Here is a 14,843-nt window from a genome sequence, read left to right as displayed (position 1 = left end):
GTTGTGTCGGCCCTGCCCGAGGGCCGGAGAACCGGTGCCAGTGGTGTGTACCTCTGGTGGCCGCACAGTCCCTGGCCTGGGCATTCACCGGCGAGTACGGTGGGGCGCTATGAAGATCCTCATCAGCGCCGACATGGAGGGCGCGACCGGTGTGACCTGGCCCGGTGACGTGCTGCCCGGCAGTGCGCAGTGGGAGCGCTGCCGGTCCCTGTTCACGTCCGACGTGAACGCCGCCGCCCTCGGGTTCTTCGACGGGGGCGCCGACGAGGTGCTCATCAACGAGGCCCACTGGTCCATGCGCAATCTCCTGATCGAGCAGCTCGACGAGCGGGTCCAGATGCTCACGGGCCGTCATAAGTCGCTGTCGATGGTGGAGGGCGTCCAGCACGGCGACGTCGACGGGATCGCCTTCGTCGGGTACCACACCGGCGCCGGCATGGAGGGTGTACTCGCCCACACCTACCTGGCCAACTCGATCACCGGGGTCTGGCTCAACGGCGTACGGGCGAGCGAGGGCCTTCTCAACGCACATGTCGTCGCCGAGTACGGAGTCCCCGTGGTGCTCGTCACCGGCGACGACCTGGCCTGCGCCGATGCGCTGGGCTACGCGCCCGGGGCCCGTACGGTCGCGGTGAAGGACCACGTATCGCGGTACGCGGCGGTCTGCCGCACCCCGGCCCGTACGGCCTCCGACATCCGGTCGGCCGCGGCGGACGCCACCGCGCTCGCCGTGCGACACGAACCCGTGACCGGTACGGCCTTCACGGTGGAGCTGGAGTTCGACGCGGAGCATCTGGTGGGTGCGGCGACCGTCGTTCCGGGGGTCAGGCGCACGGCCGAACGGCGTGTCGCCTACACGAGCGAGACGATGTATGAGGGCATTCGGACCTTCAAGGCGGTCACGACGCTCGTCTCGTCCGCGGTGGAGGAACAGTATGGCTGACGTGAACCCGATGGAAGCGGTCCCGCTGGATGTCCGGGCGCTCGACGAGGTGGTGGACTTCACCTCGGAGCTGATCCGGATCGACACGACCAACCGGGGCGGCGGCGACTGCCGGGAGCGGCCCGCCGCGGAGTACGTCGCCGAGCGGCTGGCCGGTGCGGGGATCGAGCCGACGCTCCTGGAGCGCACTCCCGGACGTACCAACGTGGTCGCCAGGATCCCGGGCACCGACCCGTCGGCGGACGCGCTGCTGGTCCACGGGCACCTCGACGTGGTGCCCGCCGAGCCGGACGACTGGTCCGTGCACCCGTTCTCCGGAGAGATCCGGGACGGGGTGGTCTGGGGCCGCGGCGCCGTCGACATGAAGAACATGGACGCGATGGTCCTGGCGGTGGTGCGGGCCTGGGCGCGGGAGGGCGTGCGCCCCCGGCGCGACATCGTCATCGCCTACACGGCCGACGAGGAGGCGAGTGCCATCGACGGCTCGGGCTTCCTCGCCGACCACCACGCCGCACTCTTCGAGGGCTGTACCGAGGGGATCAGCGAGTCCGGTGCCTTCACCTTCCACGCGGGCCCCGATCTGCCGGTCTACCCCATCGCGGCCGGTGAGCGCGGCACGGCCTGGCTCAAACTGACGGCGCACGGCAGGGCGGGACACGGCTCCAAGGTCAACCGGGACAACGCGGTCAGCAGGCTCGCCGCCGCCGTCGCCCGGATCGGCGAACACGAGTGGCCGGTGCGGCTCACCCCGACCGTGCGGGCCGCGCTCACCGAGATCGCCGCACTGCACGGCATCGAAGTGGACACCACCGATCCGGACTTCGACGTGGACGCACTGCTCGCGAAGCTGGGCCCGTCCGCCGCGCTGGTCGAGCCGACCGTCCGCAACAGCGCCAACCCGACGATGCTGGACGCCGGTTACAAGGTCAATGTGATCCCCGGGCACGCGACGGCGTACGTCGACGGCCGGATGCTGCCCGGCGGCGAGGACGAGTTCCGTACGACCCTCGACCGGCTCACCGGGCCGGACGTCGACTGGGAGTTCGACCACGGCGAGGTCGCGCTCCAGGCACCGGTCGACTCGCCCACGTACGCGAAACTGCGCGCGGCCGTCGAGAAGTTCGCCCCGGAGGGGTATGTGGTGCCCTACTGCATGTCGGGGGGTACGGACGCCAAGCAGTTCTCCCGGCTGGGGATCACCGGGTACGGGTTCTCGCCGCTGCGGCTGCCCATCGGCTTCGACTACCAGGCCCTGTTCCACGGGGTCGACGAGCGGGTGCCGGTGGACGCGCTGCACTTCGGCGTCCGGGTGCTCGACCACTATCTGCGTACTGCATAGGGGAGTTGTCAGCATGACATCCACCGGAGCCTACGGAACGTGGCCTTCGCCGATCGACGCCGCGCTCGCCGCGTCGCAGGACGGCCGTCCCGAGTTCGTCGGCACGGTCGGTGAGGAGGTGTGGTGGACCGCGCCGCGCCCCGCCGAGGGCGGCCGCCGCGCGCTGGTGCGGCGGCGGGAGGACGGCAGCGAGGAGACGGCGCTGCCCGCTCCGTGGAACGTCCGGAGCCGGGTCATGGAGTACGGCGGACAGCCCTGGGCCGGGGTGGCGCGTCCCTCGGGCGGACCACTCGTGGTCTTCGTCCACTTCGCCGACCAGCGGCTCTACGCGTACGAGCCGGACGCGCGGGGCGGCACGGCGCAGCCGAGGCCGCTCACCCCGGTCTCCGCCGTGGGCGGCGGGCTGCGCTGGGTGGACCCGGCGATCCACCTGGACCGCGGTGAAGTCTGGTGCGTACTGGAGGAGTTCACCGGCGGATCGCCGACCGATGTACGCCGGGTGATCGCGGCCGTACCGCTGGACGGCTCGGCCGCCGGGGACCGCACGGCCGTACGTGAACTCTCCGACGGCGGGCACCGCTTCGTCACCGGCGCACGGCTCTCGCCGGACGGGCGGAGCGCCGCGTGGCTGGGCTGGGACCATCCGCGGATGCCGTGGGACGGGAGCGACGTCATGGTCGCCGACGTCACGGGCGACGGCCGCTTCGAGGGGGCCCGGCACTTCGCCGGAGGACCCGACGAGTCCGTCGCCCAGGTCGGCTGGGCGGCGGACGGGCGGCTGCTGTTCGCGTCCGACCGCACCGGCTGGTGGAATCTCTACCGGGCGGATCAGGACGGCACCGCCGTCGCACTCTGCCCCCGCGACGAGGAGTTCGGCGGACCGCTCTGGAAGGTCGGCCAGAAGTGGTTCGAGCCGCTGGACGACGGACTGATCGCGGTCGTCCACGGAGCGGGCACCACCTCGCTCGGTGTGCTCGACCCGGAGACCGGCGAACTCGTCGACGCGCCGGGCCCCTGGAGCGAGTGGGCCCCGGCCCTGTCCGCGGACGGCAGCCGGGTGGTCGGCCTCGCGGCAGGCCCGCGCTCCACGTTCGAAATCGTGGAGCTGGACACCGGCACCGGCCACACCCGCGTCATCGGCGCCCCGCACCGGGACGCGGTGGACCCCGCCTACTACCCCGATCCGCGCAGCCGCACGTTCACCGGGCCCGGCGGCCGCGAGATCCACGCCCACATCCACCCGCCGCACAGCCCGGACCGGACCGCGCCGGACGGTGAACTGCCGCCCTTCGTGGTCTGGGCGCACGGCGGCCCCACCAGCCGTACGCCGCTCGTCCTCGATCTGGAGATCGCCTACTTCACCTCGCGCGGCATCGGCGTGGCCGAGGTGAACTACGGCGGTTCGACCGGCTACGGACGGGAGTACCGCAACCGGCTGCGCGCCCAGTGGGGCGTCGTGGACGTGGAGGACTGCGCGGCCGTCGCCGGGGCGCTCGCGGACGAGGGCAGCGCCGACCGGGCGCGGCTCGCGATCCGCGGCGGCAGCGCGGGCGGCTGGACCTCGGCCGCCTCGCTGGCGTCGTCCGGCGTCTACGCCTGCGGCACCATCATGTACCCCATCCTCGATCTGACCGACTGGGCGTCCGAGGACGGCACCCACGATTTCGAGTCCCAGTACCTGGAGACCCTCATCGGCCCGTTCGCCGAGGTCCCCGACCGCTACCGCGACCGCTCGCCCGCCCAGCACGCGGACCGGGTGTCCGCGCCGTTCCTGCTGCTCCAGGGGCTGGACGACGTGATCTGCCCGCCCGTGCAGTGCGAGCGGTTCCTGGAGCGGATGGCGGGCCGGGGCGTACCGCACGCGTACCTCACGTTCGAGGGTGAGGGGCACGGATTCCGCAGGGCCGACACCATGATCCGCGCGCTGGAGGCCGAACTCTCCCTGTACGCGCAGACCTTCGGCATCGAGCGGCCCGACATCACCGCCCTGGAGCTGAACAAGTGAGCAGCCCCCCGGCACCCCGCACCACGGCACCCCTCGCACAGCCGTCCCTCACGCTGCCGTCCGCCGCTGCGCCCGGTCCCGCGCCGCCCGGCCGCACCGCGCCCGCCCTCGTCCCGCTGACCCGGCCGGCCCGGCTGCGGCCGGGGGCCAGGGTCGCCGTCGTGTCGCCCAGCGGGCCGGTCCCGGAGGAGCGGCTCACGGCCGGGCTCGCCATCCTCCGCGGCTGGGACCTGGACCCGGTGGTGATGCCCCATGTGCTCGACAGGCACCCGCGGTTCGGATATCTGGCGGGCGCGGACGAGGCGCGCGCCCGCGACCTCCAGACGGCCTGGTGCGACCCGGGGTTCTCCGCGGTCCTCTGCGCGCGCGGCGGATACGGCGCACAGCGCATGGCCGACCTGGTGGACTGGGCGGCGATGCGCGCCGCCGGGCCCAAGGTGTTCGTCGGCTACAGCGATGTGACCGCGCTGCACGAGGCGTTCGCGGTGCGGATGGGCCTCGCCACCCTGCACGGACCGATGACCGCGGCGCTCAGCTTCATCGAGAACGCGGAGACGCAGGAGTCCCTGCGCGCCACGCTCTTCGAGCCCGACACGGTCCGCACGCTCGGCCTCGGCACCGCCCGCACCCTGGTCCCCGGGCGGGCGGCCGGCGTCACCTTCGGCGGCTGCGTCTCGCTGCTCGCCGCCGAGCTCGGCACACCGCACGCCCGCCCCACGGGGCGCGGCGGGCTGCTGCTGATCGAGGACATCGGCGAGGAGGGCTACCGCATCGACCGGATCCTCACTCAGCTGCTCCGCTCGGGGCTGCTGGACGGGGTCGCGGGCATCGCACTCGGCTCCTGGGAGGGCTGCACTCCGGGCGACGAGGTGCGGGCGGTGCTGCTGGACCGGCTCGGCGGTCTCGGTGTCCCGGTGGCCGGGGAGTTCGGCTTCGGGCACTGCTCCACGGCGCAGACGATGCCGCTCGGCGTCCCCGCCGTCCTCGACGCCGGTGCGGGCACCCTCACGCTGGACGTCCCGGCCCTGGTCTGAAGCGTCGGGCGAGACCGTAGCCTGGCCCGATGTCAGACACCATCGCATATCTCGCCTCCGGGCCCCGGGTGGGCGTACGCCCCTTCTCGTACGAGGACGCCGGGGAATTCACCGCGCTGGTACGCGAGAGCAGGGAGCTGCAGCAGCCCTGGCTCGCCCCGCCCGCCGACCAGGAGAGCTATCTCGTCTACGCCCGGCGGCTGATCGAGGACCCCGCCAAGGCGGGCTTCCTGGTCTGCGAACGCGAGGGCGATGCGGCCGGACGCATCGCGGGGTTCATCAACATCAACAACATCGTCGAGGCCGCGTTCCGCAGCGGGGCGCTCGGTTACGGCGCGTTCGCGCACGCCGCGGGCCGGGGCCTGATGGGGGAGGGCCTGCGCCTGGTGATGGCGTATGCCTTCGGGCCGCTCGGCCTGCACCGCCTCGAGGCCAACGTCCAGCCCGCCAACCTGGCATCGCTGGCGCTGGTCCGCCGCGCCGGCTTCCGGCTGGAGGGGTACTCGCCGGACTTCCTCTTCATCGACGGAGCCTGGCGGGACCACGAACGCTGGGCGTTCACCGCGGAGATGACGGTCCGCTGACAGCTGTGCCGCCGGACGATCGGTGGCCAGCTCCTGGACGGGGCCGGGCTGCTGCCGGGCCGGTCAGCGGCCCTTGCGGTTGATCTTCATGGTGTCCATGTCCGTCACGGTCGAGCGCAGCGGCCCGAAGCCGTGCCCCAGCTCCTTCAGCGCGGACTCGGCCCGGTCCTCGGCGATGGCGCCCGCCATCTCCTCGCCGTCCGCCGCGTCGGAGACGACGACATAGCGGAACGAGAAGTGCTTCAGCGCCTTGTCGTAGGTCAGCGACCCCTGCTCGGTGAAGTGCATCTGCGTCAGACCGTGGTCGTCCACATCGGCGAGCAGCCGGGTCCGCGAAGTGTCCGTCAGCCCGTCCCAGGTGCCCCGCACGATGACCCGGTAGGTGTGCGGCTCGGCCGGCTCGGCCATCTCGTCAGTCCTTGTCTCGTTCGTACACCGTTCCCGGTGCAGGGTACGGGGCGGGCCGCGGCCGGTGTCCACTCTTTTTCGGGGGCGCCCCTGCGGACCTGCCGTCGGGGCGTCCGGCAAATCGGCCGGCGGGAACCCCTGGTCAGACCCGCCCCGCCGGTGTTCCATGGTCATCAGGGGAGGGGCCGGGCGGACGGCTGCCCCCACGAGCGAGTGAGGTTGCCTTGGCCACGACCGTGCGACGTGCCGTAATGACGCTGCCCGCTGCCCCGCTGGGGCCGGAGAACCCGCTTCCGGCGCTGCGCCCGCTCGACGAGACGCACACCGTGGACGCCGAGGGGCGCGCCGGACTCCCGCACGACATGGCCCGCCAGGTCGGGTACGAGCCGCTGACCAGCGTGCTGCCCGTGCGCGTCCTCGACGGCTACGGCAGGGAGCGCACGCCCACCGGCATCGACACCATCGTGATCGAGAACGACCGGCTGCGGGCCACGGTGCTGCCCGGCCTCGGCGGCCGGATCCACTCCCTGTTCCACAAGCCGTCCGGCCGGGAGCTGCTCTACCGCAACCCCGTACTCCAGCCCGCCGACTTCGCGCTCAACGGCGCCTGGTTCTCCGGCGGCATCGAGTGGAACATCGGCGCGACCGGACACACCGCGCTCAGCTGTGCCCCGCTGCACGCGGCGCTGGTGACCGCACCCGACGGCGGTGAGATGCTGCGGCTCTGGGAGTGGGAGCGGCTGCGCGACCTGCCCTTCCAGGTCGACCTCTGGCTGCCGGCCGACTCCGACTTCCTCCACGTCGGCGTCCGGATCCGCAACCCGCACGAGCAGCCGGTGCCCACCTACTGGTGGTCCAACATCGCCGTGCCCGAGGGTCCGTCGACCCGTGTCCTCGCCCCTGCCGACGAGGCCTGGCACTTCGGCTACGAGCGCAGCCTGCGCCGCGTCCCGGTGCCGGACTGGAACGGGGCCGACCGCACGTACTCCCTCCGCAGCGAGTACCCGGCCGACTACTTCTACGAGGTTCCGCGCGAGGCGAGGAAGTGGATCGCCTCGCTGGACGGGGACGGCCGGGGCCTCGTCCAGACATCGACCGACCAGCTGCGCGGCCGGAAGCTCTTCCTGTGGGGTTCGGGCACCGGCGGCCGGCGCTGGCAGCAGTGGCTGACCGAACCGGGCACCGGTGGGTACGCGGAGATCCAGGCGGGTCTGGCCCGCACCCAGCTGGAGCACGTACGCCTGGAAGCGGGCGCCGAGTTCAGCTGGCTGGAGGCATACGGGCCGCTCGAAACGGATGCGTCGGCCGTCCACGGCGACGACTGGGCCGCGGCCCGCGGCGAGGCGGCGGCCCGGCTCGAAGCCGTGCTGCCCAGGGCCGCGGTCGAGGCCGCCTTCGAGGCGTGGCGCGGCTGCGTGGACCGTGAGCCGCACACGATGCTCGCCACCGGGTCCGGCTGGGGCGCGCTCGAAGTGCTGCGCGGCGGACACCAGCTGCCCGGGACGCCGTTCGACGCGTCGGCGCTCGGCGAGGACCAGCAGCCGTGGGTCGAGCTGTACCGCTCAGGTGCTTTCCCGGCGCCGCGCAAGGACACCCCGCCCGGCCCCTCCCTGGTCTCCAGGCACTGGCGGGACATGCTGGAGACGGCGCTCGCCGAACCCCTGACCGAGTACCACCTGGGGATCGCCCAGTGGCACGGCGGCGACCGGGCCCAGGCGGTGCGCAGCTGGGAGCGCGGCCTCGAACTGGCCCCGTCCCGCTGGCCGCTGCTGCGCTGCCTCGCGGTGGCCGACCGGTACGAGGGCCACGACGGGCGGTCGGCCGACCGCTGGGCCGAGGCCTTCGACGACCTCTGCGCGGAGCCCCGCGACGGCGGGACCTGGACGGCGGTCACGGCCGCCCTGGGGCGCGAGGCGATCGATGTCCTGCTCACGGTGGGACGCACCGCGGACGCACGGCGCGTCTGGGACCGGCTGGACCCGGAGACCCGCGCCCGCGGCCGGTTCCGTCTGATCGAGGCCCAACTGCTGCTCGCCGAAGGGGACTCCGGGGCGGCGCGCGCGGTCTTCGACGCGGGCTTCGAAGTGGCGGATCTCCGCGAGGGCGCGGAGATCCTCAACGAGGTCTGGTCGGCCCTCACGGACGATCCGCTGCCGGAGGAGTACGAGTACCGGATGCGGCCGCAGAGCTGACGCCGCAGAGCTGACGCCGCGGAACTGACGGCCCCGGCAGCCGTACGGCTGCCGGGGCCGTACGGCTCAGGCGGTGGAGCCGGTTCCGGTTCCCGCCCCGTCCCCGTTCCTGTCGACGTACTCGAACACCGACCCGTCGGGGTGGACCGCGATCAGATTGCGGCCCACCGGGGTCGGTACCGGCCCCGCGATGACCTGTGCGCCGACCTCGGTGAGCGTGACGAGAGCCTCGTCGACATCACGTACCGCGATGGTGGCCGTCACCTTGCGCAGAATCTCCAGCTCCGACTCCGGACCGCTCATCAGAAGGAAGAAGCCGACCGCGGCGACGGACACCCCGCCGCGCTCGAAGCGCAGCGCCTTGGCGCCGGTCAGGCGTTCGTAGAAGAACACCGAAGCTTCGAGGTCGTCGACGCAGATACGCAGCGTGGTTCCCAGGATCTCCATGCGGAGAAGCCTAGTTGACGCGGAATCGGGCCGGCGGCCCGGAACCGGCGGGCCCGCTCCGGCCGGTGCCTCAGACCCGGCAGAGGACCTCGCCGTGCGGTACCAGGAACCAACCGTCCTCCTGCGCGCCCCATTCGCGCCAGGCGCCGGCGACCGCCGCCAGCTGCTCCGGCGTCGCGTGGCCGCCCTCGACCGCCTGCTGCGCGTAGACCGACTGGGTCGTACGGTCCGCCCACAGCCCGCTCCACCAGGCCCGCTCCTTCTCGGTGGCGAAGACCCAGTTGGTGGCCGTCGACCTGATGTCGGTGAAGCCCGCCTGCCTCGCCCAGGAGAACAGCCGCCGCCCGGCGTCCGGTTCGGCGCCGTTGCCGCGGGTGACCCGGTGGTACAGCTCCAGCCAGTCGTCCATCACCGGGGACTCCGGATACCAGGTGAACGCGCCGTAGTCGCTCTCGCGCACGGCGACGATTCCGCCGGGTTTCGTGACCCGCCGCATCTCGCGCAGCGCCTGCACCGGATCGCCCACGTGCTGGAGCACCTGATGCGCGTGGACCACGCAGAAGGTGTCGTCCGGGTAGTCCAGCGCGTGCACGTCCGCGACCGCGAAGTCGGTGTTGTCCAGGCCGCGTTCGGCGGCCAGCGCACGCGCCTTGTCCAGTACCGCGGGCGCCCTGTCCACACCGGTGACGCTGCCCTGCGGCACCAGGGCCGCCAGATCGGCGGTGATGGTGCCGGGGCCGCAGCCGATGTCCAGGATCCGCATGTGGGGCTTGAGCTCGTCCACCAGGTACGCCGCGGAGTTGGCGGCGGTCCGCCAGGTGTGCGAGCGCAGCACCGACTCGTGGTGGCCGTGGGTGTAGACGGCGGTCTCTTCCGGCATGGCGGATCTCCCTGTTCGACGTCGAACTCATCCGAAGTGGTGCCACCACCGTAGATGTTCTTGCCGAATAGTGAGATATGTATCTCGCATTCTGATACGCGCGATCGTGCGCCGATCACTTCGCGGGGGGAGGGCCGGGGACGGCGCCTGCCGCCAAGCCGGGGAAACGTGTGCGCGTCGCGGCTCACCGGGTACGCGGTGCTGTGCGACCGGGACAGGCTGAGCAACCGGGTACGCCCACGGAGGGCGCGGCCCGCTCGACACCGCACCGCCGGCCCCCTGAAGGTCCGGTCGCGGGAAGGGAACAGCAATGACCACGGATCAGAACGCGGAACTCTTCGAACTGGCCCAGCAGCTCCGCGTGGACGCGGTGCGCGCCGCGGACGCGGCAGGCTCCGGGCACCCCACCTCATCGATGTCCGCGGCGGATCTCGCCGCCGTACTGCTCGCCCGGCACCTGCGCTACGACTTCGGCCGGCCCGACCGTCCCGGCAACGACAGGTTCGTCCTCTCCAAGGGGCATGCCACACCGCTCCTGTACGCGATGTACCTCGCGGCGGGGGCCATTGACGACGACGAGCTGCTCACCTTCCGCAAGAAGGGCAGCCGCCTCGAAGGACATCCGACGCCGCGCATCCCCTGGGTCGACGTGGCCACCGGATCACTGGGGCAGGGGCTGCCGGTCGGAGTGGGCATGGCGCTCGCGGGCAAGTGCCTGGACCAGCTGGACTACCGCGTCTGGGTGCTGAGCGGGGACAGCGAGATGGCCGAGGGCTCCGTCTGGGAGGCGGCCGAGCACGCCGGATTCGAGAACCTCGGCAATCTGACCCTCATCGTCGACGTGAACCGGCTCGGACAGCGCGGGCCCACCCGGCACGGCCGGGACCTCGCGGCGTACGGGCGCAGGCTGCGCGCCTTCGGCTGGCACACGGTGGAGATCGACGGACACGACATCGCCGCCGTCGACGCCGCGTACGAGGAGGTGCGCGCCGTCACGGACCGCCCCACCGCGATCATCGCGGGCACCCGCAAGGGACGCGGGGTGGCCGACGTCGAGGACCGCGAAGGCATGCACGGCAAACCGCTGCCCGACGCGGCCGCGGCCGTCGAGGAGCTGGGCGGCCGGCGGTCCATCCGGGTCGATGTCCACCAGCCCGCCGACGTACAGCCGCGCCGGATCACCGGCAGCGGGGAGCTCGTGCTGCCGCGCTACGAGAAGGGCGACGAGGTCGCGACGCGCAACGCGTTCGGCGAGGCGGTCACCGCCCTCGGTACGGCCCGGGGCGACGTCGTGGTCCTGGACGGGGAGGTCGGCGACTCGACCCGCGCCGAGTTCTTCTCGAAGAAACACCCCGAGCGGTACTTCGAGTGCTACATCGCGGAACAGCAGCTGGCGGCGGGCGCGGTCGGGATGCAGGCGTGCGGTTATGTCCCGTTCGCGTGCAGCTTCGCCTCGTTCCTCACCCGGGCGCACGACTTCTTCCGGATGGCGGCGATCGGCGAGGCCGACATGAACGTCGTCGGCTCGCACGTCGGTACGGCGATCGGCCAGGACGGGCCGTCCCAGATGGGTCTTGAGGACCTGGCGATGTTCCGGTCGATCCACGGCAGCACGGTCCTGTACCCGAGCGATGCCAACCAGACGGCCCGGCTCGTGGCCGAGATGGCGGACGCGCACGGTATCCGCTATCTGCGGACGAACCGCGGGGAGACCCCGGTCATCTACGGTCCCGACGAGGAGTTCCCTGTCGGCGGCAGCAAGGTGCTGCGCTCCGGCGCGAACGACGAGCTGACCCTGGTCGGGGCGGGCCAGACCCTCCACGAGTGCCTGGCGGCGGCCGACATCCTGGCGCAGGAGGGCATCGCCGTGCGGGTGATCGACCTCTACTCGGTCAAGCCGGTGGACGCGGGAACCCTGCGGACCGCGGCGGACCAGACGGGCTGCCTGGTCACGGTCGAGGACCACCACCCCGAGGGCGGCCTGGGGGACGCGGTCGCCGAGGCGTTCGCGGACGGCAGGCCGGTGCCCCGGCTGGTCCGGCTCGCCGTCGGCAACATGCCGGGGTCGGCCACGCCGCAGGAGCAGCTGGCCGCGGCCGGTATCGACGCCCGGAGCATCGCGGCCGGCGCCCGGCTGCTGGTGGAGAAAGCGGTGATCCGCCCGGGCGCGGCCGGCTGAGCGGGCTCCCCCGAGAGGCACCCACCGGGTGGCCGGCCCGGCCACCCGGATTCCCGCCGGTGGGAGGGGGTACCCGGTGGCTCATGGGACGCAGTGACGCACAGACGGCCGGAACACCGGCTCAGGCCAGGGCTTCCGCACGGCGGAGAAGCACCAACGGGACCACTCGGACGACGTACGGGAGCACCGCATGAGTGAGGCCCCGGACAGCGGGACGGACGGAGCGTCCGACCGGAAGACCAGGGTGACGGTCCTGGTGGCGCTCGCCGCCAACCTCGTCATCGCCGTGGCCAAGGCGGCCGGCGGTGTCTTCGCGGGCTCCCCGGCTCTGCTCTCCGAGGCGGCGCACTCGGTCGCGGACAGCCTCAACGAGGTGTTCCTGCTCTTCGCGCTCCGGCGGAGCAAGCGCCCCGCCGACCCGCGGCACCCTTTCGGCTACGGCAAGGAGCGCTTCTTCTGGGCGCTGCTCGCCGCCGTGGGCATCTTCGTCATGGGCGGCTGCTTCTCCGTCCTGCAGGGGATCGAGGCGCTGCGCGGCGGCGGCGAACAGGAGTCCACCACGGGATACGTCGTGGGGCTCGTCGTACTGGGCGTCGCCCTCATCGCCGAGGGCACCTCACTGGCCCGCGCCGTCCTCCAGGTGCGCGGTCAGCCGGGGAGCGGCATCGGCAAGGACCCCGCGCTGCGGACCGTCATCGCCGAGGACGGCACGGCCGTGGTCGGCGTCCTGCTCGCCATGGCGGGGATGGCCCTGCACATGGTGACCGGACAGATCGCCTGGGAGGCCTCGGCCTCGCTCGCCATCGGGGCGCTGCTCGGCTATGTCGCCTACCGGCTCGGCAGGGACGCCCGCGACCAGCTGATCGGGGAGTCCGCCGACCCCGAACTGCGCCGCGGCATCGAGGAGATGCTCGCCGCGCAGCCCGAGATCGACGAGGTGTCCTCGCTGCTCACGATGCGGCTGGGGATGGACTCGACACTGGTGGCCGCCCGTATCGACCTGGTGCCGGGGCTGGAGAGCGAGCAGATGGAACTGATCTCGATGCGGATCAAGGCCTCCATCGAGAAGACCTGGCCGGAGGCCGACCAGGTCTATCTCGATGTGACGGACGCCGCTAGAGCGGCAGCGGACGATACACCGTGAGCGCCTCGTCGTCCTTGTCGATCCAGAGCGTGGCCGGTGCCTCGGTGATCTCCCCGTCGAACGCGAGCGGTGTGCCGGGCGTGAGTCCGGCGACCCGGACCCGGCGCAGCCGCTCCGCCGCGTGGACGGGGGAGCGGGACAGCGGCCCCGCGAGCGCCGCCGCCAGCAGCCGCAGCCCCGGCAGCCGCCCGCCGTGCACCACCCGGACGTCCAGCAGGCCGTCCGCCAGATCGAAACGCCGTCCGGGGGTCGGCCCCATCTGCTGGTACATGCCGTTGCCCGCGAACAGCGTCCACAGGGTCCGCTGCTCGCCCTGGAACTCGGCCCGGAGCGGCCGCTGCGAGCTGAGGACCCGCACCGCCGCCAGCACCCCGGCGGGCCAGCCGCCGATCTTCGGGGACCAGTGCTCCCTGATCCGTACGAGCTCCGGGTAGGAGCCCAGGCTGAAGGTGTTGAGGAAGTGTCCCGGCTCGCCGCCGGGTCCGTCCGGGCCCGGTGTGAAGCGGCCGAGATCGACCTTCACGGCGTCGCCGGACGCCAGCGCCCGGCAGGTGTCGTGGACTTCCTCGATCCCGATGTCGTACGCGAAGTGGTTCAGCGTCCCGCCGGGGAAGACGGCCAGCGGCACACCGTGCCGGGCCGCGACCACGGCCGCCCTGTTGACCGTTCCGTCGCCGCCGCAGATGCCCAGGGCCCGGCAGTTCCGCGCCGCCTTCTCCAGGGTGGCCACCAGCTCGCCGGGGTCGCACTCCACCACCTCCGCGAGCGGCAGCGCGTCCCTGACCAGGGCCGACCTGGCCGCGGCCGACCCCGACGCCCTGTTGACCACCACGACGAGATTCTCGCCGCCGGGCAGCACCGGCGCCTCGGTGTGCGGACGGCCCGGGGCGGGCAGCTGGTCGCGGGTCGGCACGAGCCCCCGCACCGCGAAGGCGGCCCCCACACCGAGCGCCGCCCCGATGACCACGTCACTCGGATAGTGCACGCCGGTGTAGACGCGGGAGGCGGCGACGCTGATGGCGAGCGGCGCCACGACCGCGCCCCAGCCCTTCGACTCCAGCGCGACACCCGTGGCGAAGGCGGCGGCCGACGCCGCGTGCCCCGACGGGAACGACGTGGTGACCGGCTGCCGCTTCAGCTGCCGCATCACCGGTACGGCGTCCAGTATCGGTCTCGATCTGCGGACCGACCCCTTGGCCACCGTGTTGGCGACGGCCGAGGCCACGGCCAGCGAGGCCATCCCGCGCACGGCGGCCCGCCGCGCCCGGGTGGAGCGGCCCACCGCGGCGATCCCGGCGGCGGCGCCGAACCAGAGCAGTCCGTGGTTGGCACTGCGGCTCAGCCGGGGCAGGACCGGCGCCGCGGCCGGCCAGTGCCGGGCAGCCGCGGACCGGAACAGGGCCTGGTCCCGGGCCCCGAACCAGCCCGTGAGCCGTTCGAAGCGGACCGGGCCGCTGTGGGGGACGGCGGATGCCATGGAATCAGTCCTCTCGGTGAGCGCTGCGCGCGTTTTGGCCGGCTGCCCGTACGGCGGCCGGCCCTGTGCAGCGGTTCTGCTGACTGATCGTCGTACCCCGTCCGGGCCGGGAGATGCTTGCGCCGGCCCCGGCGCGTCGCCGCACGTCGCGGCGCCACCGGCCGGCGTGCGCGCCGTAAGCCCGGACCGCGGGCTCCGTCCCCCGCCCGGA

Annotated in this window: 12 protein-coding genes; 8 read left to right on the top strand and 4 right to left on the bottom strand. The window is 72.7% G+C overall.

Going from position 1 to position 14,843, the window contains the following annotated elements; all coding sequences use genetic code 11:
- The first annotated feature begins 109 nt into the window (after positions 1-109).
- From OG285_RS03930 to OG285_RS03910, 5 genes are read left to right on the top strand one after another with little or no spacing between them, the layout of a single operon-like run.
- Positions 110-943: a M55 family metallopeptidase gene (locus OG285_RS03930; protein ID WP_356831007.1), complete on the top strand. Its 834-nt coding sequence runs from the start codon at positions 110-112 to the stop codon at positions 941-943.
- On the top strand, positions 936-2,282 hold the full coding sequence (locus tag OG285_RS03925; protein WP_356831005.1) for a M20/M25/M40 family metallo-hydrolase: 1,347 nt from the start codon (positions 936-938) through the stop codon (positions 2,280-2,282). Before OG285_RS03930 ends, OG285_RS03925 begins: the two co-directional genes overlap by 8 nt.
- A 13-nt stretch (positions 2,283-2,295) precedes the next feature.
- Positions 2,296-4,287, top strand: coding sequence for a prolyl oligopeptidase family serine peptidase (locus OG285_RS03920; protein WP_371790173.1), 1,992 nt, complete (start codon positions 2,296-2,298; stop codon positions 4,285-4,287).
- Between the two features lie 53 nt (positions 4,288-4,340).
- The gene (locus tag OG285_RS03915; RefSeq protein WP_371793441.1) at positions 4,341-5,321 is read left to right on the top strand and encodes an LD-carboxypeptidase; all 981 of its coding nucleotides are present in this window, start codon (positions 4,341-4,343) and stop codon (positions 5,319-5,321) included.
- A 29-nt stretch (positions 5,322-5,350) separates the two neighbouring features.
- Positions 5,351-5,905, top strand: a complete 555-nt coding sequence (locus OG285_RS03910) for a GNAT family protein (protein ID WP_356831001.1) — start codon at positions 5,351-5,353, stop codon at positions 5,903-5,905.
- A 63-nt stretch (positions 5,906-5,968) separates the two neighbouring features.
- Here OG285_RS03910 and OG285_RS03905 read toward each other — a convergent pair whose 3' ends face one another.
- The gene (locus tag OG285_RS03905) at positions 5,969-6,313 is read right to left on the bottom strand and encodes a DUF6204 family protein (RefSeq protein ID WP_371790172.1); all 345 of its coding nucleotides are present in this window, start codon (positions 6,311-6,313) and stop codon (positions 5,969-5,971) included.
- A 251-nt stretch (positions 6,314-6,564) separates the two neighbouring features.
- Here OG285_RS03905 and OG285_RS03900 point away from each other — a divergent pair, with 251 nt between their 5' ends.
- Positions 6,565-8,505 (top strand): DUF5107 domain-containing protein, encoded by a 1,941-nt coding sequence (locus OG285_RS03900; protein ID WP_371790171.1) that lies wholly within the window; start codon positions 6,565-6,567, stop codon positions 8,503-8,505.
- Positions 8,506-8,571: 66 nt separating this feature from the next.
- On the opposite strand, the gene OG285_RS03895 is transcribed toward OG285_RS03900, so the two are convergent.
- Both OG285_RS03895 and OG285_RS03890 read right to left on the bottom strand, forming a co-directional pair.
- Positions 8,572-8,952, bottom strand: a complete 381-nt coding sequence (locus OG285_RS03895; RefSeq protein ID WP_371790170.1) for a VOC family protein — start codon at positions 8,950-8,952, stop codon at positions 8,572-8,574.
- 70 nt (positions 8,953-9,022) lie between these two features.
- Positions 9,023-9,832, bottom strand: a complete 810-nt coding sequence (locus OG285_RS03890; protein ID WP_371790169.1) for a methyltransferase domain-containing protein — start codon at positions 9,830-9,832, stop codon at positions 9,023-9,025.
- 310 nt (positions 9,833-10,142) lie between these two features.
- On the opposite strand from OG285_RS03890, the gene OG285_RS03885 reads away from it, so the two are divergent.
- Both OG285_RS03885 and OG285_RS03880 read left to right on the top strand, forming a co-directional pair.
- On the top strand, positions 10,143-12,011 hold the full coding sequence (locus OG285_RS03885) for a transketolase (protein ID WP_371790168.1): 1,869 nt from the start codon (positions 10,143-10,145) through the stop codon (positions 12,009-12,011).
- A gap of 190 nt (positions 12,012-12,201) precedes the next feature.
- Complete coding sequence (locus OG285_RS03880) at positions 12,202-13,155, top strand: cation diffusion facilitator family transporter (RefSeq protein WP_356830989.1); 954 nt, start codon at positions 12,202-12,204, stop codon at positions 13,153-13,155.
- Here the strand turns inward: OG285_RS03880 and OG285_RS03875 are convergent.
- Complete coding sequence (locus tag OG285_RS03875) at positions 13,127-14,632, bottom strand: bifunctional phosphatase PAP2/diacylglycerol kinase family protein (RefSeq protein WP_371790167.1); 1,506 nt, start codon at positions 14,630-14,632, stop codon at positions 13,127-13,129. The genes OG285_RS03880 and OG285_RS03875 overlap by 29 nt on opposite strands.
- Positions 14,633-14,843: the final 211 nt, after the last annotated feature.

Source organism: Streptomyces sp. NBC_01471 (assembly GCF_041438865.1).
Classification (GTDB): Bacteria; Actinomycetota; Actinomycetes; order Streptomycetales; family Streptomycetaceae; genus Streptomyces.
The sequence above is the reverse complement of the archived record's forward strand: the minus strand, read 5'-3'. Positions and strand labels throughout refer to the sequence as shown.